The 19,167-nt window shown below is 71.2% G+C and carries 16 protein-coding genes; 8 read left to right on the top strand and 8 right to left on the bottom strand.

Annotated elements, in window-relative coordinates:
• The first annotated feature begins 330 nt into the window (after positions 1-330).
• Genes VFV89_RS14595 through VFV89_RS14580 form a run of 4 tightly spaced genes read left to right on the top strand, consistent with a single transcriptional unit; the run spans position 331 to position 5,449 of the window.
• Entirely contained in the window at positions 331-1,647 is a 1,317-nt protein-coding gene (locus VFV89_RS14595) for a UDP-glucose/GDP-mannose dehydrogenase family protein (protein WP_329706679.1), read from the top strand.
• A complete protein-coding gene (locus VFV89_RS14590; protein ID WP_329706678.1) occupies positions 1,644-2,876 on the top strand; it encodes a glycosyltransferase family 4 protein in 1,233 nt (410 codons plus the stop codon). The genes VFV89_RS14595 and VFV89_RS14590 overlap by 4 nt, the downstream gene beginning before the upstream one ends.
• Entirely contained in the window at positions 2,873-3,703 is an 831-nt protein-coding gene (locus VFV89_RS14585) for a sugar phosphate nucleotidyltransferase (protein WP_329706677.1), read from the top strand. Before VFV89_RS14590 ends, VFV89_RS14585 begins: the two co-directional genes overlap by 4 nt.
• An 18-nt stretch (positions 3,704-3,721) precedes the next feature.
• On the top strand, positions 3,722-5,449 hold the full coding sequence (locus tag VFV89_RS14580) for an asparagine synthase-related protein (RefSeq protein WP_329706676.1): 1,728 nt from the start codon (positions 3,722-3,724) through the stop codon (positions 5,447-5,449).
• Here VFV89_RS14580 and VFV89_RS14575 read toward each other — a convergent pair.
• The 6 genes from VFV89_RS14575 to VFV89_RS14550 form a co-directional block, all read right to left on the bottom strand.
• Positions 5,433-6,755: a hypothetical protein gene (locus VFV89_RS14575; protein ID WP_329706675.1), complete on the bottom strand. Its 1,323-nt coding sequence runs from the start codon at positions 6,753-6,755 to the stop codon at positions 5,433-5,435. The genes VFV89_RS14580 and VFV89_RS14575 overlap by 17 nt on opposite strands.
• Before the next feature lie 126 nt (positions 6,756-6,881).
• A complete protein-coding gene (locus VFV89_RS14570; RefSeq protein WP_329706674.1) occupies positions 6,882-8,288 on the bottom strand; it encodes a hypothetical protein in 1,407 nt (468 codons plus the stop codon).
• 53 nt (positions 8,289-8,341) lie between these two features.
• Positions 8,342-9,562, bottom strand: coding sequence for an acyltransferase (locus VFV89_RS14565; RefSeq protein ID WP_329706673.1), 1,221 nt, complete (start codon positions 9,560-9,562; stop codon positions 8,342-8,344).
• Positions 9,559-10,467, bottom strand: a complete 909-nt coding sequence (locus tag VFV89_RS14560) for a glycosyltransferase family 2 protein (RefSeq protein ID WP_329706672.1) — start codon at positions 10,465-10,467, stop codon at positions 9,559-9,561. Before VFV89_RS14560 ends, VFV89_RS14565 begins: the two co-directional genes overlap by 4 nt.
• A complete protein-coding gene (locus tag VFV89_RS14555) occupies positions 10,464-11,957 on the bottom strand; it encodes an oligosaccharide flippase family protein (protein WP_329706671.1) in 1,494 nt (497 codons plus the stop codon). Before VFV89_RS14555 ends, VFV89_RS14560 begins: the two co-directional genes overlap by 4 nt.
• Complete coding sequence (locus VFV89_RS14550; protein WP_329706670.1) at positions 11,954-12,973, bottom strand: hypothetical protein; 1,020 nt, start codon at positions 12,971-12,973, stop codon at positions 11,954-11,956. Before VFV89_RS14550 ends, VFV89_RS14555 begins: the two co-directional genes overlap by 4 nt.
• A gap of 193 nt (positions 12,974-13,166) precedes the next feature.
• On the opposite strand from VFV89_RS14550, the gene VFV89_RS14545 reads away from it, so the two are divergent.
• From VFV89_RS14545 to VFV89_RS14530, 4 genes are all read left to right on the top strand, one after another.
• Entirely contained in the window at positions 13,167-14,222 is a 1,056-nt protein-coding gene (locus VFV89_RS14545) for a hypothetical protein (RefSeq protein WP_329706669.1), read from the top strand.
• A gap of 113 nt (positions 14,223-14,335) precedes the next feature.
• Entirely contained in the window at positions 14,336-14,830 is a 495-nt protein-coding gene (locus VFV89_RS14540) for a hypothetical protein (protein WP_329706668.1), read from the top strand.
• A gap of 11 nt (positions 14,831-14,841) precedes the next feature.
• The gene (locus VFV89_RS14535) at positions 14,842-15,756 is read left to right on the top strand and encodes a hypothetical protein (RefSeq protein ID WP_329706667.1); all 915 of its coding nucleotides are present in this window, start codon (positions 14,842-14,844) and stop codon (positions 15,754-15,756) included.
• The gene (locus VFV89_RS14530) at positions 15,753-17,138 is read left to right on the top strand and encodes an O-antigen ligase family protein (RefSeq protein ID WP_329706666.1); all 1,386 of its coding nucleotides are present in this window, start codon (positions 15,753-15,755) and stop codon (positions 17,136-17,138) included. Before VFV89_RS14535 ends, VFV89_RS14530 begins: the two co-directional genes overlap by 4 nt.
• Positions 17,139-17,160: 22 nt before the next feature.
• Here the strand turns inward: VFV89_RS14530 and VFV89_RS14525 are convergent, their stop codons facing one another.
• Together VFV89_RS14525 and VFV89_RS14520 are read right to left on the bottom strand one after the other, a co-directional pair.
• Positions 17,161-18,231, bottom strand: a complete 1,071-nt coding sequence (locus VFV89_RS14525; RefSeq protein WP_329706665.1) for a GNAT family N-acetyltransferase — start codon at positions 18,229-18,231, stop codon at positions 17,161-17,163.
• Positions 18,228-19,151, bottom strand: coding sequence for a glycosyltransferase family 2 protein (locus tag VFV89_RS14520; protein WP_329706664.1), 924 nt, complete (start codon positions 19,149-19,151; stop codon positions 18,228-18,230). The genes VFV89_RS14525 and VFV89_RS14520 overlap by 4 nt, the downstream gene beginning before the upstream one ends.
• Between the last annotated feature and the right edge of the window lie 16 nt (positions 19,152-19,167).

Below are 19,167 nucleotides of genomic sequence, written 5' to 3'. Positions count from 1 at the left end.
GAGCCGGGCGGCGTACCGAATTTGGCGGATAAACAGTGCAGCACGGAACGGCGGCGCGGCTCCGAGCGTCTCTTGTAGTGCGGAGCGGTGACGACAGGAGTTGGGGGATTCACTGTCGTGGCCGCTCCGACCAATTTCCGGGCGTTCCGCGCCTCCTTCGCCGGCCCCGGTCCCGCGCTCGTCCATGGGACATCCGGTCGACGTCGTCGAGCAGCCCACCTTCCCCATAGTTGAGTATTTGGACGGCCGCCCCCCGTCCCTCTCACCACGTCCCACCACCCTGATGAGAGGGCTGACAGGCCCGCTACTCGTTCGGATCCGGGGGGATCAATGAAGGTCGCCGTCTTCGGCCTGGGATATGTCGGCACGGTCACCGCAGCGGGGCTCTCCCACTGCGGCCACTCGGTCATCGGGGTCGACGTCGACGAAGCGAAGGTAGCGGCGATCAACGCCGGCGAGAGCCCGGTCGTCGAGCCGGGGATCGTCGAGCTGATCCAGGCCGGTGCGCAGAGCGGCCGTCTGCGGGCCACCACCTCGGCGGCCGAGGCGATCGGACACGCGGACCTCTCACTGATCTGCGTCGGTACGCCGTCGGGCAGCCACGGCAGCACCGACCTCACCTACATCGAGAAGGTGGCGGTCGAGATCCGCGAGGCGATGACCCGGGTCTCGCCACCGGACGGCGGCTTCCACGCGGTGGTCGTACGGAGCACGGTGCCTCCGGGGACGGTCGACCGCGTGGTCGCTCCCGTGTTCGCCGAGCCGGTGCCCGGCTGGCAGGTCGCTGCGGCGATGTGCCCCGAGTTCCTGCGCGAGGGCGTCAGTGTGAAGGACTTCTTCGCGCCGCCGTTCGTCGTGGTCGGGACCTCCGACGAGCGGGCCGCGGCCACGGTCGCCGAGCTCTTCTCCTTCCTCGACCTGGAGACCCGCCACGTCGCGACGACGACGGCGGAGTCGCTGAAGTACGCGTGCAACGCCTTCCACGCCACCAAGGTCTCCTTCGCCAACGAGCTGTCCCGGATCTTCCGAGGCTTCGGCGTCGACTCGCGGGAGGTGATGGAGATCTTCTGCGAGGACACCAAGCTGAACATCGCCCCGACCTACCTCCGCCCGGGCTTCGCCTACGGCGGCAGCTGCCTGCCGAAGGACCTCAGGTCGCTTCAGTACATGGCCCGCACGAACGGCGTGGACGCGCCGCTCCTCGCGGGGACGTCGCTGACCAACGAGCTCGTGATCCGCGACATCGTCGAGCGGGTCATCGCCACCGGGCAGCGCAAGGTCGCCCTCCTCGGCTTGAGCTTCAAGGCCGACACCGACGACCTCCGGGAGAGCCCGAACGTCGAGCTCGCGGAGCGGCTGATCGGCAAGGGCTTCGAGGTGCGCATCTACGACCCGATCATCAACCCCGACCGGCTCGTGGGCGCCAACCGGCGCCACGTCGAGGCCCGCCTCCCGCACCTGAACCGGCTGCTGGCCTGCAGCCCCGAGGAGGCGCTCTCGGGTGCCGAGGTGGCGCTGGTCTCCGCGAACGGGCCCGTTGTGACTGCCGCGCTGCGCGATGTGGCTCCGCCGCACATCATCGACCTGTCGGGCCGGCTCGGCGCCGTGGTCGAGGCCATGCCCGGATACAGCGGGGTGGGCTGGTGACGCACTCGCCGCGCGTCCTGATCATCGTCCAGAACCTCCCCGTCCCCTTCGACCGGCGGGTCTGGCTCGAGTGCCAGACGCTGCGCGACGCGGGCTACGACGTCACCGTGGTCTGCCCGCGGGGCAAGGACACCGGCAGGTTCCAGGTCGTCGACGGAGTGACGATCCACGGCTACCGCCCCTACGCTCCGGGCGGGAGCGCGCTGGGCTACGTGCTGGAGTACGCCTACTCGTTCCTGGCCACCGCCCGGCTGGCCCTGAAGGCTCGCCGGAGCGGCCGGTTCGACGTGATCCAGGCCTGCAACCCGCCGGACATCTTCTGGCCGCTGGCCCGCTGGTTCCGGATGCGGGACGGGTCACGCTTCGTCTTCGACCACCACGACCTGTGCCCCGAGCTGTTCGAGTCGCGCTTCCCCGGCGGCTCGCCGCTCGCGCTGAAGGGGTTGAAGCTGCTGGAGCGCGCCACGTTCCGCACCGCGGACCGGGTGACCTCCACCAACGAGTCCTACCGCGGCATCGCGTTGAAGCGTGGTGACAAGGCTCCCCACGAGGTCTCCGTGGTCCGGACCGGTCCGGACCCCGAGGTCATGAAGCCGGGTGCGCCGGTGCCCTCGGAGCGCCGTGGGCGCGACCACCTGGTCGCCTACCTCGGCGTGATGGGTCCCCAGGACGGCGTCGACGTGGCGCTCGCCGCGGCCGACCACATCGTGCACACGCTCGGGCGCACCGACATCTCGTTCACGTTGATGGGCGGCGGCGACTCGCACGCGGACCTGGTCGCTGAGCGCGACCGCCTCGGCCTCCAGGACTTCGTCGAGCTCCCGGGGCGGGTCCCCGACGCCTACGTCGCCGACGTGCTCTCGACCGCTCACGTGGGCCTCTCCCCCGATCCGCTCAACCCGCTCAACAACGTCTCGACCATGAACAAGACGATGGAGTACATGGCCTTCGGGCTGCCGGTCGTCGCCTTCGACCTGGTGGAGACCCGGGTCTCGGCCGGCGACGCCGCGGTCTACGCCGACCCGGCGTCGGGCGCCAAGGGCTTCGCCGAGGCGCTCGTCGGCCTGCTCGACGACCCGGCCTCCCTGACGCTGATGGGCAAGCTCGGCCGCGAGCGGGTGGAGAGCCAGCTCGCCTGGGAGCACCAGGCGCCGGCGTACCTCGCGGTCTTCGACGAGCTGACGGGCAGCTCGCGACCCTCGGACCTTCGGCGAAAGGACGCACGATGAAGGTCGTTCTCTTCTGTGGCGGGCTCGGCATGAGGATGCGGGCCGACAACCAGTCGCTGCCCAAGCCGATGATGCCGATCGGCAGCCGCCCGGTGCTCTGGCACATCATGCGCTACTTCGCGCACTTCGGGCACACCGAGTTCATCCTGTGCCTCGGCCACGGCGCCAACGCGGTCAAGGACTACTTCCTCGACTACCGCGAGACCGCTTCGAACGACTTCGTCCTGACCAAGGGCGGCAAGCACGTCGACATGCTCAGCACCGACATCAGCGACTGGACGATCACGTTCATCGACACCGGCATGGACACGCCGATCGGTGAGCGGCTTCGCCGGGTGCGCCCCTACCTCGAGGGCGACGAGTACTTCCTCGCCAACTACGGCGACGTCCTCACCGACGCCCCGATGAACGACCTGATCGACCAGTTCTGCGAGACCGACGCGGTCGCGCAGTTCATCGCCGTCAAGCCCGGCGACTCCTTCCACGTGGTCGAGACCGACGGAGAGGGCCGGGTGACCGACCTGGTCCCCGCCGGCGACCTGCCGTTCCGGATCAACGGCGGCTACTTCGTGCTCCGCCAGGGGATCTTCGACTACCTCGACGAGGGCGAGGACCTCGTCATGGACGGCTGCGTCAAGGCGGCCCGGGACGGCCGAACACGCGCGGTGCCGTACGACGGCTTCTGGGCGCCCATGGACACCCTCAAGGAGCGCACCTACCTCGAGGACCTCTACCGCCGCGGCTGCAGCCCGTGGGCGCTGTGGCGAGACCAGCCCAGCCCGGGCGGCGCGCCGATCACGCCGGTCGACATGCCGACCGTCGTCTGAGCGGCCGAGGAGGGCGGCATGGCGCTTCTCGACCGGTCGGGGGCTGACATGCGGCTGATCAACCAGCGTGGCTTCCTGGCCCGCTCCCGGGGGCCGGGCGACCACGCGGTCGAGACCTGGGGCCTCCCGGCGTGGGACCGCGGTCGCGCCCTGCTGCTGGCCGCCTCGGCGCGCCGGCACGAGCGGGACCTCTCGGCGGCCGAGGTCGCCGACCTGCTCCGGGGCGACCTCGCCGGGCTGGCGGAGGTGCTCCCGACCTTCGCAGCGGCGGTGGCGACGCCGGCAGGCGGCGCCACGGTGGCCACCGACTACCTGGGGTTCCGTCACGTCTTCCACGCCCACCGGGACGGGGCCGCCGTCGTCTCCACCTCGAGCCACGGCTGCGCGGCCGAGCTGGGGTCCGGTCTCGACCTCGAGGCGGTGGCGGTCCAGAGCTCACTCGGCTGGCAGCTCGACCAGCGCACGCTGTTCGAGGGGGTGCGCAAGCTCGCACCGGGCGAGATCGCCACTGTCGAGGACGGCGCCGTCACGCTCACGACGTACGGCAGGTCCGGCACGGCCGGGCGGTGGGACCTCGACGACGCCGTCCGTGCGGCCGCGCGGATCCTGCGGACCCACCTGGCCGCGTACCTCGAGGACCACCCGGACGCAGGACTCCAGCTCACCGGCGGGCAGGACTCCCGGCTGCTGCTGAGCGCGGTCCCGGCAGCGCAGCGGCGCGGCCTCCGGGTCGTCACGCTGGGCGTCGCCGGCGACCCGGACGTCGACATCGCGGCCGCGCTCGCCACCCGCTTCGGGATGCGCCACGAGCTCCTCTCGCTCTCCGGCCTGGAGGACCTCGACCCGGCCACCGCGCTCGAGCTGTGCCTCGAGGCGGCCCGGCGGCTCGACTACTCGGCCGACCCACTCGCCCACGCCGCGCTGTCCTACGCCGAGGCGCGCTCCGAGCCGGGTCCGCGGATCTCCGGGCTGGGCGGGGAGGTGGCCCGCGGCTTCTACTACCTCGGCCTCCCTACCCGGGCGCCGGTCTCGCCGCGACGAGCGCAGCGACTGGCCCACTGGCGGATGTTCGTCAACGAGGGCGTCCCCGCCGAGGCGCTCAGCCCGTCCTTCGGGCAGTGGTCGCGCGACTTCGCCACCAGCGAGGTGGTGCGCGTCCTCACCGAGACCGGCCGAGCGTGGATGGCCGCGACGGACGACCTCTACCTCCACCACCGCATGCAGCGTTGGGGCGGCGTGACCGAGACCGCGGTCTGCCTGGACCGCGAGGTCGTCAACCCGATGCTCGACGACCGGTTCATCTCCATCGCGACGGCCCTCTCGCCGCTCGACAAGCGCAACTCGCGGTTCCTCAGCCGGCTCCAGCTCGAGCTCGACACCGAGCTCGGCGCGATCCCGCTGGACGGCCGGCCCCCGCCTGCGGCCTACGCCCATCGCTCCGTGCGCAACTCCGCCCAGCAGACGACGACCACACTCGGCAAGGCCGGCCGGAAGGTGGCGCAGCGCCTGCGCGGGCACAACCGGCCACCCGCGGGCGGGGAGATCCTGGCGGCCAAAGTCGTGGCGCACTGGCGCGACAACCCGGCCCTGCTCGAGCCGCTCGAGGGTCTCGAGGTGTTCGACGGGAGCTGGCTCGACGCCATGGCGACGAGCGAGGACGCACCTGCTTCCAGCGCCGTGGCCCTGATGGTCAACCTGCTCGGCGCGCTGCAGGACCGCCGAACGACGCTCACCTCGCCGGCTTGACCACGGTCCCGTCGTCGTAGGTGTTCCCGGACCAGACGTTGCCGGCGCCGTTCGGGTCGAAGCCCGTGACGGGCCCGTACGCCGCGCACCGCCTGGTCTTCCCCGGCTGCCCGGGGGCCGGGTCGGCGATGGAGTCGGCGCGTTCGAACACGTTGTCCCGATAGACGATGTGGTTCGACTGCTGGGCGTAGCTCGCCAGTCCAGGGGTCGCCCCGGCGTAGGTGCAGTAGGCACTGTTGGCGTTCGCGCCGAACCAGTTGCGCTCCACGGTGACGTTGGCCATCACCCCGAAGTTCGGGATCAGGTTGACGTCACCGGTGCAGCCCCCTTCGTCGTTCTGCGCCGGCGCGTCGCAGGTGATCGAGTTGTGAACCAGGGTCGACGGCGTCCCACCGTCGTTGAGGAACCCGCCGAGGTGACGCTGGCCGCCGGCCGGCTCGTACTGCCCGTGGATCCAGGAGTCTGTCAGGTTGCAGTAGCTTGCGCCGTTCTCGCACTGGGCGCCGTTGTGGCCACCCTTCATCTCGACCCGCAGGACGTCGTAGTTGCCGCAGCAGACACCCGGGCCGTCCGCAGTGCCGGCGTCGACGGTGCTGTCGGCGATGCTCACCGACCACCCGCTCCGGCCCAGGGCGTGCATCTCGTCCTGGTCCAGCCAGACGTTCCTGAGCGAGGAGTTGCGGATGACGACGTTCTTCGCCTTCACCGTGATCGTGCAGCCGACCGTCCTGGAGTCGATGACGGTGTTGTCGGTGGTGATGGTGCAGGGGCCGGTGTAGGGCTTGAGGGAGATCCCCGCCGGCACGCCGGTGCTGCCGGCGTCGGGGAAGCCCGAGGGGCCACCGTCGCCGCCGGCGCCGCCCCTGACGACCATCAGCTTCTTGTAGCGCGAGCTCGCCGCGTCGAGGGCCGCGTTGCCGAGGAACTCTGCGCGCACCTTGTAGAAGCCCCGCGGCAGCTTCGGGAGGCCCACCACCGTCCGGTGTCCGGCCATGGTGGCGAGCACCTGTCGCGTCTTCCCGCCGCCCCTGACGACGACCTTCACGCGCCCGAAGGTCTTCTGCTGCATCGCTTCGGTCGCGTTCGTCACCCCGGCCGGCGTGTCGACCACGACCCTGACCCGCGCGTGCTGCCGCGTGGTGATCCGGCTCTTCTCCAGGGCCACCAACACCTTGGGCGTCGTCGCGGCCCGGCTCGCGTCGGCGCCGGCCGGCGCCGCCGCGGCTTCCTGCAGCGGGACCAGCGCCAGCAGTGCGAGGACACCCAGCAGGCGGGCCGGGTGGGAGGCGGGAGATCTGTGCACCATGACTGACACCGGGGTACCACCTCGGCGGGTCCAGCCGCTGCGGACCGAACAGGGTCACCAAGTCTGGGGAGCAGGAACGCGAGGCGACCCCGCCCTTCGGCGGGGTCGCCTGCTGACGTCAGGCCGTCAGTTCGACGGCGTGACCGCCGAACCGTCGTCCCAGATGTTGCCGGACCAGACGTTGCCGGACCGGCTCTTGTCGAAGTTCGTCACCGGTCCATAGGAGCTGCACTTGCGGTTGCTGCCCCGCTGGAACACGTTGTTGGTGAACTTCTGGTTGGTGCCGTTGGTCGGGTCGCCGGAGTAGGGCTTCCCGGTGGTCGCGCCGCCGTAGGCGCAGAACGCGCTGCCCGGGCTGGCCACGAACAGGTTGCCGTCCACGGTGTTGTTCTTGATCGGCGCGAAGTCGGCATAGCCGGTCAGGTCCGCGGAGCAGCCGATCTCACCGTTGACGAACGGGCCGGTGTAGGAGCAGTGCAGCGAGTTGTGCCGCAGGGTGAGGTTCTGCTCCTCGCGCACCGAGGAGGCGTGCGCCTCGTTGCTCGCGTCCGGCCACAGGTTCGTGCCGTGGAAGTAGCTGTCCCGGATCAGGCACGGACCCGGTGCCTCGCAGTAGGCGGCCCGGTTGGAGTTGATGATCTCGGTGCGCAGGATGGTGAAGTTCGACCCGGTCACCCCGCAGTCGGTGGTGGCGTTGCCGGTGTCGCCGCAGGCGTACTTCCCGGCCGGGCAGGATCCGTTGCTGCACGCGGGGTACTGCACCCCGCTGTCGATGAAGGAGTCCTGGACCGTGAACGAGGGTGAACCGTTCGACTGGACGATCCCGCCGTTGAGGTAGGAGTTCTTCAGCACGAACCCGCTCGCGCGGACGTCGATGGTGCGGCAGTTGACCACCTTGGAGTCGATGACGGTGTTCGCCGCGGTGATGGTGCAGGACCCGTTGTAGGTCGCCATGCTGCTCGCCGGTGCCTTCGGCCCGGTGTTGGCCGTGCCGGGGAAGCAGCCGCCCCGCCCGTCGGGACCGTCGGGCGCGTACGGCGTGGCGGAGGCACAGCCGGCGGCTCCGGCCGCGCCCGCTCCGACGACCCTCAGGGTCCGGACCTGCGAGCGAGCCTTCCCGAGCAGTGCATTGCCGAGGAACGTCGCGCGCACCTGGTAGACACCGCGCCGCAGCTTCGGCAGCCGGACCTTCGCCTTGCCCCTGACCAGCTTGGCGCTTACCTGCTTGTCCTGCTTGCCACCCTTGATCGCGATCTTGACGACCCCCCTGCCGAAACCGGCCGACCGCGTCGTCCCCCGCTCCTGGGAGCGCGCCGCGTGAACGCTCAGCGCCACCTTGACCTTGGCTCGCTGCTTCGTCGTGACCCGGTGCTTGTCCAGCTTCATGAACACCTTCGGCGTCCGTGCGGATCGGTCGGTCTCGGCTGATGCTGACCTCGCGCCCTCGATGGACCCCTGCAGTGGCAGGACGACCAGGACGAGCAGCACGAGGATGCTCAGGGCGCGACGGGATATGGGGATGTTGGGGGACATGGGGTACCACCTTGGCGATTCGGGCCGCTCCGGACCAATCGGCGTCACCAAGTTTAGGGAACCGAGGTGCCCTCCCCCTCGCGAATCGCGATCTCGTGGGACCGTCCGCCGGGCCCCCGCCGCAGCCGCGCGCGGGCCGCCGTCAGCAGTGCAGACCACGACTTGTGACGCTGGAACGGCAGGTCGAAGAGGGCCGCGAACAGCCGGGCCGCGACCAGCGCCAGCGGGACCGCCAGAGCCAGCATGACCAGCAGCGTCGACACGCCGGTCCCCATCCTCGGACGCACCACAAGGGTCGCCACTGCCACCACGATCGGCGCGTGGATCAGGTAGAGCGAGTAGGAGAACCCGCCCAGGCTGCGGATCGGCGCGACGTCCACCGCCCGGCTCACCCGCGGGGCCCGGCCGGCACCGATCGCGGCCAGCAGGAGCGCGATCGCCGGCAGCACCGCGAGGTCGACCCAGAAGTAGTGCTCGACGGTCCACACCGAGCCCATGACGGCGATCAGGGCAACCGCCGGCACCGCCGCGGCCACGGAGAGCCACAGGAGCGGCAGCCGGTGCCACCGCTCGTCCTTCGCGACGCCCGCGGCCACGACACCCATCGTGAAGCCGACGGCCAGCTGGGGGGTGAACCTGGTGAACAGGTCGATCACCGGCACCGACGGCGCGAAGGTCCCGATGACCAGCACCGGGACCGTGACGGCCAGCAGCATCAGCGCGAACCCGCTCCTGCGGACGAGGAGGAGCAGCAGCGGCAGCAGGATGTAGAGCTGGGCCTCGATGGCGATCGACCAGAAGGCGCCGTTGGGGCTCGGCGCGCCGGTGACGTCCTGGATCAGGAGACCGTAGACCACGGCCGACCGGGCCGTCGGCGTGCCTTCGCCCGGCTGCGGGACGAAGACCCAGGCCATCACGAAGCTGAAGACCAGGGCCGGCCAGTACGCCGACAGGATCCGCCACGCCCGGCGGTGGGCGTACTTCCCGAGGCCGTCGAGGTGCCATCCGTGGCGCGCCGGCCCGATGGCCAGGGAGAAGCCGGACAGGACGATGAAGACGACCACGGCAAGGTGGCCGTAGATCATCCAGCCCGCCCACCACGGTCCGGTCATCCGTGGGTAGCCGGGGAACGACGCGAGGAAGCAGTGGTGGACGACGACGAAGAGCGCAGCCAGCCCGCGGATGCCGTCGAGCCCGATGATGCGCCTCGACAGCGCCGGGCGGGGAGCCGGACGCTCGAGGTCTCCGGTGGCGATGCCGGCCGTGGCGGTCATCGTGCGCCGCTCGGTGACAGGACCGGGCGGCCTGCCAGCCGCTCGAGCTTGGCGACTCCACGGAGCGCCTTGATCCGCTTGCCGCGCGCGTAGAACCGCGCGATCTCGGCCCGGGCCCGGCGCTGCTGCTCCGCATCGAGCCCGGACCGCCCGACCCAGTGGGACATCTCCCGGCACTGCAGCAGCACCCGCACGTGACGGTGCCAGGCAGGGACGCCGAGCAGCCCGGCTATGCCCGCCGCGGTGCCCTCCTCGCGGCGCCGGCCGGCGAGCGGGGCCGCCACGTGGCCCCAGGGCCCGGCGAGCGAGAGCCGGGCCGCGAAGATCTGGTCCTCGCGCAGCATGTTCCGCCTCGGGATGGTGGCGAGGTCCCGGCGCATCGTGCTGTAGAGCGGGTCGAGCATGGCGAAGTCGGTCGTGAGCAGCCGGAGCATCTCCGCGAACCGCTCGACCGGGTCGGTGGACGACAGCGCCGACGGGTCGTAGCCGGTGTCGAGGGTCTCGACGCCCGCGTCGTCGCGGTAGACGATCTGGGTGGTCACCACGACCCTGCGCTGGTCCTCCGCGAAGGCCTCCAGCACTCGCGCGACGTAGTCCGGCTCGAGCGAGTCGTCGTCGCCGATCCAGCGCACGTACCTCCCGCTGGTGTGGTCCGCTGCGCTCACGAAGTTGTTGAGCAGGCCGACGTTGGTGGCCTGCCTCAGGTAGACCACGCGCCGGTCCTCGCGAGCGAACTGCCGGCAGATCTCCTGGGTGCCGTCGGTGGAGGCGTTGTCGCTGATCACCAGCTCGATGTCCGGATGAGTCTGGGCGAGCACCGACTCGACCACGGCGGTCATGGTGTCGGCGCCGTTGTAGACCGGCAGCGCGATGGAGACCAGCGGGCTCCGCCGCGGCCCGGTCATGCCTGCGCTCCCCGGCGTGCGGCCAGGAACGACGAGACCCAGCGCCGCGCGGGCGCGCGCTGGTCCCGCGGCAGCGCGACCAGCGCGTAGACGACCATTCCCAGGCCGCCGCCCAGCACCAGCTGCGCGAACGGCGAACCGACCTCGTGGGCGACCGCGGCCATCGTCGCTCCGGCGGCGACCGCCGCGACGACGGGACGCACCAGCCTGCGCACGACCGGGCCCATGTGCACGCCGGCCCGGTGCAGCAGCCAGCCCGCCAGCGGGATCGCCACGGTCAGGGCGACCAGGGCGTGGCCGATCGCGGCCCCTCGGATGCCGTGGTGTGCACCGATCCACAGGGCCGGCAGCAGCGCGACCAGCCAGACGAGATTCAGCCCGACCGTGACCTTGGTGTTCCCGAGGCCGGTCTGGATGTCGAAGACCAGCGCGGTGAACATCCGGGCCACCATCACGAAGGCCAGGAAGCGGAGCGCCTCGGCCGCAGGCACCCAGTGCTCGCCGTAGAGGACGTGGATCAGCGCAGGTGACAGCGTCACCATCACGGCGGCGACGGGGGCCACGAACGTGAGGAGCATCGGCAGCGCACGCTGGACGCCGAGGGTGAACGTCTCGCTCTCACCCTCGGCGAGCCGGGAGAACGCCGGGATCGAGACGTAGCGGACGGCGGCGCCGACCATGCCGGGGACCCAGCTCGAGATGTTGAACGCCAGCAGGTAGAAGCCGAGTGCCACGGTGCCGAGCACGTGGCCGACGATCACCGAGTCGGAGTAGAGCACGACCGACTCCACGCCGAGACCCGCGGCGAGCGGGATCCCGAAGACGAGCAGGCGCCGGGCGACGGCCCGGTCGAGCCCCAGCCGGAAGGGCATCCGAGCGGCCCGCAGCACCAGGATCGCGACCACCACGGCCTGCACGAGCGAGCCGATGACGAAGCTGTAGGCGCCGGCGCCCGCGACGGCGAGGGTCAGGTTGACCACCGCACAGCACACGAAGCCGACGGCGATCGCCTTCATCAGCTTGTCCTGCTGGAACCGCCGCTGGATCACGCCCACCGAGACCGCGGTGACGCCGTCGAGGACGATCACCAGGGTCAGCAGCCGGATCAACGGTGCGGCGTCGGGGCTCCCGGCCGCGTCCGCGAGGATCGGGGCGCCGACCCAGAACAGCGCGTACCAGCCCACGCTGAACGTGATGGCCATGGTTCGCGCCGTCGCCGCCATCTCGTCCACGTCGCCGCGCCACTGCACGGTGGCCGCGATCAGACCCACGTCGTTGACGTGGATGAGGAACGCGTTCGCAGCCAACGCTACGGCGTAGAGGCCGAAGTCGTGGGGCGCGAGGAGGCGCACCATGGCCAGGCTCAGCGCGAACGAGCCGACCTTGAGCACCAGGTTGCCCGTCAGCGTCCAGCGCAGGCCCCTCCCTGCCCGACGTCCGATGGACGGGAGATCGTCGGTCACGACTGCCTGGGCCTGCTGGTCACTCACCCGGAGGCTCCAGGCTCCACCCGTTCCAGCCAGATCTCACGCCACCAGCAGACGAACTCGCGTGGGCAGTTGGCGCTGAACGCCCCCTCGCAGACGATGTCCTCGAGGATGATGCACGGGTTCTTCATCGTGAGCATCCGCCCGGTGCGCTCGTCCACGCAGCGGTTCGCCCGCGCCTTGACCCGGGCCGTGCGGCCGCAGAAGCGGGACATCTCCGCGTCGAACCCCATCCCGCGGTTGAGCAGGTTGGTGTCGAGCGTGGCGATGATCTCCTCGCGAGACTTGATCCGGACCAATTCGCCGGGGACGAGGTCGAGGTGCTCGGTCGGCGTCCGGCCGCTGACGACGCCGCCCTGGAGGAAGCCCCAGTGCAGGCCGTCCCGGAAGCGCAGGGCGCGCGGCAGGAACCGCCGGCTGAGGTCCTGGTAGCGGTTGAACAGGTCGACCAGGAAGGACCGGACGACCGCGAGGATCCCGGCGTTGCCGGAGACGACGTCTTCCTTGTACTGGCTGAGGTCCTTGCGGGGCAGGAGCTGCGGGGTGGCGCGGAGCATCTCCGTGGCCTGGCACGAGTAGCGCGGCTCGCCGTCCTCGAACGGCTCCTTCTGGGTCTTCTCCACGAGGAGCGGCAGGAGCGCGCGGTGGCCGGCGTCCGGGGTCGGCGTCACCGGGTCGTCGGGGTCGACCCGCTTGAGCCACTGCTCCTTCCAGTACAACGAGCAGGCGTTCTCACAGCCGCCGTGCGCGGACCCGTCGCAGCGCGACTCGGTCAGGTGGACCGCGTCGCTCATCCGGCGCAGCCCCGTCCGGCTGATGTTGTCGCACGACTTGTGCGCGACCTTGTGGACAGTCAGGCGGCGGCCGCAGTAGGCGAGCATCTCCGGCATGAAGGGCAGACCGGCCAGCTCGCCGTTCTCGTCGAGGGTGGCCCGGATCTCCTCGGCGCTGCGAACCTCCACGAGCTCGCCGACCTTCAGGCCGAGCAGAGCCGGCGCCGTGACCTCCGCCGTCGTCATCGATCGCTCCCCTTGTCGCCCGGGCGTCGCCGGGTCTCGCCTGGTCAGGACGTTTCGAGGCCACCCCGGTGGCCATCAGCACGCTAGGACTCGGTGGGTGGGCAACCCCTCCTGAGCGCACTGCCTCCCCTGAATAGGGGATGGCACCCGCGTTGGCCACCCTCGCCAAGGAGTCGTTGCGACCATCGGGAGCATGGGGCAGGAAAGCCGGATGGAGTTCTGGGTCACGATCGTCGGCCTGCTGCGGCGCAAGCGGGTGATCATCCCCGTCCTGCTGGTCGCGTTCGGGCTCGGCGCCGTCGCCTACGCCGGCACCCCGAACACCTACACGTCCCACACGACGATGGTGCTGACCCCGACCGAGTACGGCGGCACGTTGTCGCAGGACCCGACGAAGCCCTCCGAGCTGACCAACCCGATGCTCAACTTCAACGACAGCCTCAAGACCACCTCGGCGATCCTGATCGAGGCGATGAACACCAAGGGGGTCGCGGAGCAGCTCGGCGCCACCGGTGAGACGAGGCTGGTCATCAACGACGGCCGCACCAACCCGGACCTGCTCGGCCTCAACGGCCCATTCGTCTACATCGTCGGCGAGAGCACCTCGCCCGGCGCGGCCAAGGCGGTCGTGGTCAACGCGCAGAAGCTGATGGAGGCGAAGCTCAGGGAGTGGCAGAGCAACCTGAACGCGCCGCAGAAGACCTATGTCGGCCTCAGCGACGTCGTGGAGCCCACGACTCCGGTGGTTCAGCACTCGATGAAGCTCGGTCTGGTCGCGTTCGTCTTCGGCTTCATGGTCAGCCTGGGCATCGCCTACTTCGGCCACCAGGTTCGGGCCCGGCGGCGGGCACGCGCGGCAGCGCGGCGAGCCGAGGTGGGCGCCCGACCGCTCGGTGTGGCTCCCACGCGGCCCCGGCGACCGCGCCGGAGTGGTCCGCCGGTCGGGTCTCCCGCGGCTCACGACGCGGTGCCCGACCCGGCGCTGGAAGCTGTCGGCGAGCCTGTGGACGAGGCCATCCACGAGGAAGCCCACGAGCCTGCCGTCGACCCCGATCGCGCGCAGGCCCCCGACCAGGGTCCTGAGCAGCCGGGTGAGGACGAGGCCACGGCAGTCGTGGCTCCCACGCCCTTGAAGCGGCCGGAGCCGACCGCGGCGCCGATCCGGCTGGGGCCGGCGCCGTTGAAGAAGACCGCGCCTCCCGTCGTCCCGGTGCCCGTCAAGCTGAGGGTCAGGTCCAGGAACCGGTGACCGTCCGGTCCCACCAGCCCTCTTCCCCCGACAACGGAGCGGACGAGCGCTCAGGCACGACCGCACGCAGGGGACACCGAGCCCGGATCGCGAGGCGCCTCGCGGCGGTCGCGGTGGTGCTGGTCGTCGTCCTCGCGGCGGCCACGTTCCGGGTCTTCGTCCGGCCGAGCCTGCCCCCGTTGCCGGACCACGTCGACGCGATCATCGAGCTCGCCGGGCCTGGAGACAGGGACGCGGTGACCATGGCACTCGCCGAGCAGCACCTGGCGCCAGTGGTGATCCAGTCGACCCTCCCGCAGGACGTCACAGCCGAGAGCTGCCTGCCACCGGTCCCCGACGTCACGATCGAGTGCTTCACCCCCGAGCCCCCGACCACGAGGGGCGAGGCCCGCTACATCGGCGAGCAGGGCGCCGCGCAGCACTGGCACTCGGTCGTCATCGTGACGACCCCCGACCACGCCTGGCGGGCGCGGCTGCGTGTCGAGCGCTGCTTCCCGGGCCAGGTCTACGTGGCGACCAGCCCGTTGCCGAAGTGGGACTGGCTGCGCCAGATCCCCTACCAGTGGGCGGCCACCGTCAAGGCAGAGCTGTTCCAACGTGATTGCTGAGTGAGGAACCGATGGACTTCTGGCGGACCGTGATGGTCCTCTTCCGGCGCTGGTACATCACCCTGCCCGCGTTCGTCGCGACCCTGGCCATGGCCTTCGCGGCGGGCGGCGCCGTTCCCCTCCAGTTCTCGTCGGTGAGCGTCCTGGTCCTCACGACGCCCCTGTCCGGCGGGACCGAGTCGACCCAGCCGGCGACGCACCCGAACCCGCTGACCAACCCCCTGCTGAACTTCGACCAGAGCCTCGCCCTGACGGCGTCGATCGTCATCCAGCAGCTCAACAGCACCGAGACCGCCCAGTCCCTCGGCGTCGAGCCGGGCGCTCCGACGACCTACGAGGTGAACAACGGAAGCACCAACCCCGAGCTGCTCCAGTCGGGGCCGTTCGTGTTCGTCGAGGGGACGGGCCCGACACCCGAGGCGGCTCAGCAGATGGCCGAGGACGTCTCCCGGAAGGCGTCGGAGATCCTCGCCCAGCGACAGAGAGAGCTCAACGCCCCGGAGTCGACCCACATCGAGATCCAGGAGGTCGTGCCGCCGGTGGCGGGCAGGCCGCTGACCGGGAGCCCGTTGCGGGCGGCGGCCGCCGCCGGTGCGCTCGCGGCCCTGGCCAGCCTCGTCGCCGTCTTCGGCTTCGAGAGCCTGATGACCTATCGCCGTCGGCGCAAGGCCGAGAAGAAGGCCTCCGCCGGTCACGACGACCCGTTCGTGCTCACCGCACTGGACCTCACCGCGCGCACCACGCTGCCGGCGCGCCCTGACCTGTCACGTTCGGGGCGCCTCGGACGCGGGACCGGGCCGGGGGCCACCGACCACCGCGTCAACGGCATGACGGTCCACCCGGTGGCCACCGGTGGGGTCGGCGTGCTCGAGACCGAGGAGCCGGCCGACCCGTCGGCGCACGGCCCGGCGACGGAGGAGCGATGACCCTCGTCGGCCACAGGGCCGCACCGGCTCGTGGCGCCGACGAGCCCACCTCGAGGCTCCCGCGCTCCGCGGACGCGACGACCATCCTCGCGTTCTTCGTCGTGCTCCAGCTCGTGCTGCCTGCACGGCTGGTGATGAACTACCTCCCGCTCTCGCTGTCCGCGGCGTCGCTCGTCGCCCTGGCGCTGGGGACCCTGTGGCTGTGCGCGCAGCTGACCACGACGCTCGGGGCCGCGAAGGGGCGCAACCCGGTCCGGACCATGCTGTTCGCCTACTCGTGCGCGCTCCTGGCGTCCTACGCGAGCGCGGCGTTCAGCTTCCTGCCGCCCGACGAGCGTGCGATCGGCGACCACACCATGGTGATCGCGTTCGCGCTGATCTTCGTGAGCCTGGCGGTCTGCGACGGCGTGCGCAGCCGGGAGCGCATCTACTTCCTCCTGCACGTCGTCGTGGTGTGTGGCGCGATCGTCGCCTTCGTCGGCATCCTGCAGTTCCTGCTCCACTTCGACCCGACCCCGCTCCTGCGGCCGCCGGGGATGCACTTCGGCTCCTTCGACCCCTCCACGGGCAGCCGCGACGGCCTGACCCGAGCGGCCGGGACGACGTCGAACCCGCTCGAGTTCGGCGTCTTCTGTGCGATGGTCCTACCCTTGGCCATCCACGTGGCCTTCCGGGCCTCCAAGGCCGGTCGCCGGGCCGCCTTCTGGTGGACCTGCGTGGCCCTCGTCGGGGGCGGCCTGATGTTCTCGGTGTCACGGTCGGCGATCCTCGGCGTGGTCGCCGCGGGACTCGTCCTGTTCGCCGGCTGGCCGGCTCGGCGGCGGGTGTGGATGGGTGTCGCGGCCCTCGGGTTCCTCGTGGTGATCAAGTTCGCCTCGCCGGGCCTGCTCGGCACCTTCTTGAGCCTGTTCCAGAACGCGAACCAGGACAGCAGCGTGCAGTGGCGCACCCACGACTACGCGACGGCCAGGGAGCTGATCGCGCAGCACCTCTGGCTGGGCAGGGGGATCGGAACGTGGTACGCCCCGAAGCACGAGGTCTTCGACAACCAGTACCTGTTGACCCTCGTGGACAGCGGCGTGGTCGGGCTGGTCACGTTGCTGGGGATCTTCCTCGCGGCGCTGTACGCCGCGGCCCGGGTGGGGCAGCTGTGCTCGCGGTCGACCGGGCGGCTGCCGACCGCCGCGACGGACCGTGACCTCGCCCTGTCCGTGGCCGCGTCCATCGCGGTCGTCCTGCCCACCTGGGCGACGTTCGACTTCCTGGCGTTCCCAACCGTCTCGGCGCTGGCGTTCCTGGTGGCCGGGATCGCCGGAGCGCTGCTGCGCGTCGTCAGCGCCGAGGCGGCCGGCGAGGAGCCCGACCCCTACGCGATCGTCTGATCCGGCTGGAACGCGGTCGAGACTAGGCCCGGCCCGCCTCGGCCCTGCGCCGCCGCCGCGCGTGCACGGCACGGCGCAGCAACGGCGCCAGCCGTGACGACTTCGCGGCCGTGACGGCCCTGCGGCGGGCGGTGTGCCCGACCCGCCGCACCGCGCTGGCGGTGACGACGCCCGCCGCCACCTCGACCTCGCCGGTCCGGGCCCGCCGCTTGTACTCGTCGTCGCCGCGGCCGAGGTCGATCCTCTCGAGCCCGAGCTCGGGCGCGACGATCGCCAGCTCCCGGAGGAGGATCCAGCCGGGCGCGAAGCTCGCGAACGCGGGGTCGTAGACGGGGAACCACCAGTGCAGCACTCGCTGGGACCGGATGCCGAAGTGTGCCGCCACGAGGGTGTCACCGAAGTGCAGCGTCGACATGATGCCCTCGCAGCCCGGCTCGTGGGTGTCCAGCAGCAGCGCGAGCAGTGCGCGGCGGTCGGCCGATGCGAGGTGGTCGCGCGCCCCCGTGGCGGCGTACTGCTCGCGCTTGCGGTCGATGAGCCAGGCGAGCGCCTCGGCGTCCGAGGACTGCGCACGGAAGGTCACCGGGCCGAGGTCGCGCTCGGCCCGCGCGGTCCTGCGGCGCGCCTGCCCGATGTTGTCCTTGCCACTCTTCGAGGCCCGGGACAGGTAGCCGTCCAGCCCTCCCGAGACCTCGACGTACGGCGAGACCGCGCGCGACTCGATCCAGGGCTCGACCGACGGGCACGGGGGCAGCCAGTGGTCGAACTCGAAGCTGCGCACGCCGTCGACGAGCAGGTCGCGCGGGTCGAAGACGGCGCCCGGGGCGAGCACGGGACCCTGGAAGTCCGCTCCCGGCCAGCCGACCGGCCGCAGCACCGACCCGTCCCGCTGGCAGGCCATGAGCACGGAGAGGTCGTCGCCGCGCGCGTCGACGGCGACGGTCACGTCGACACCGCTCGCGTGCACCGCTGCGGCGAACGCAGGGTCGAAGTAGGCGCTGTCGAGCACCGGGTCGCCGGCGCGCAGAGCTCGCCACCTGTCCAGCTCGGCGCTGGTCAGGTCGGCGAAGCCGACCAGCCGGAGCGCGGTCACCGGAGCTGCGCCAGGCTGGTGATGCGGCGGGACGGGAGGAGCAGGGCGGCGACCGACGCGCGGGCGATGCGCTGCCCGGCCGCGGCGCGGAGCAGCATCCCGAGCAGGACGCCGGCGGAGTAGGCCTGCCCCCGGAACCAGCCGTGCCGCCGTCGGAACAGCCTGACCTTGTTGACGGTCAGCAGCGCGGCCAGGCTCGGCCGGGTGCCGGACTCACCGCCCTTGTGCTCGATGACCGCAGCAGGCTCGTACCAGGTCGACCAGCCGTGGTCGGAGGCGCGCAGCATGAACTCGGTCTCCTCGCTGTACAGCAGGAAGCTCTCGTCCCATGGCCCGAGGTGGTCCAGGAGCTCCCAGTCCATCAGGAGTCCCGCACCGGTCACCCAGGCCGCCGGTCCGGCGGCCTGATGCGGCCCTTCGGTGAAGATCAGCTCGCCCAGCCCCAGACGGTCGGCCAAGCGCCCACCCAGGACCGCCTCGGCGAACGCACCCACGACCGTGGGGAGCCGCCGGAGGGTGGGCTGGAGAGTCCCGTCGGGGTTGACCAGCCGCGGCGCGACGATGCCTCGCCCGGGCACGCTCAGGGCCCGGACGAGTGTGGCGAGCGTGCTGGGGCGGAGCCGGCAGTCGGGGTTGACCACCATCACCGCGTCCGGCGGCCGGACGCGCAGCTCGGTGACCCCGGCGTTGAGCCCGGCCGCGTAGCCGGCGTTCTCGGTCAGCTGGACGACCGAGATCGGAAGTCCGTCGGTCGCCTTGGCGATCTCGGTGGAGGCGTCGTCGGAGGCGTTGTCGACCACGACGACGTCGGTGAGCTGGACGCCGTCCGCTCCGCCGTCGCGCAGTGACTCCAGGCACTCGGGAAGGACGTCAGCGCTGTTGTAGGTGACCACGACGACGGCCACCCGGGGAGTTCTCACCGCTGCGCTCCTGTGG

The sequence above is a fragment of the Nocardioides sp. genome, from assembly GCF_036274455.1.
In the GTDB taxonomy this organism is placed as follows: Bacteria; Actinomycetota; Actinomycetes; order Propionibacteriales; family Nocardioidaceae; genus Nocardioides.
The sequence above is the reverse complement of the archived record's forward strand: the minus strand, read 5'-3'. Positions and strand labels throughout refer to the sequence as shown.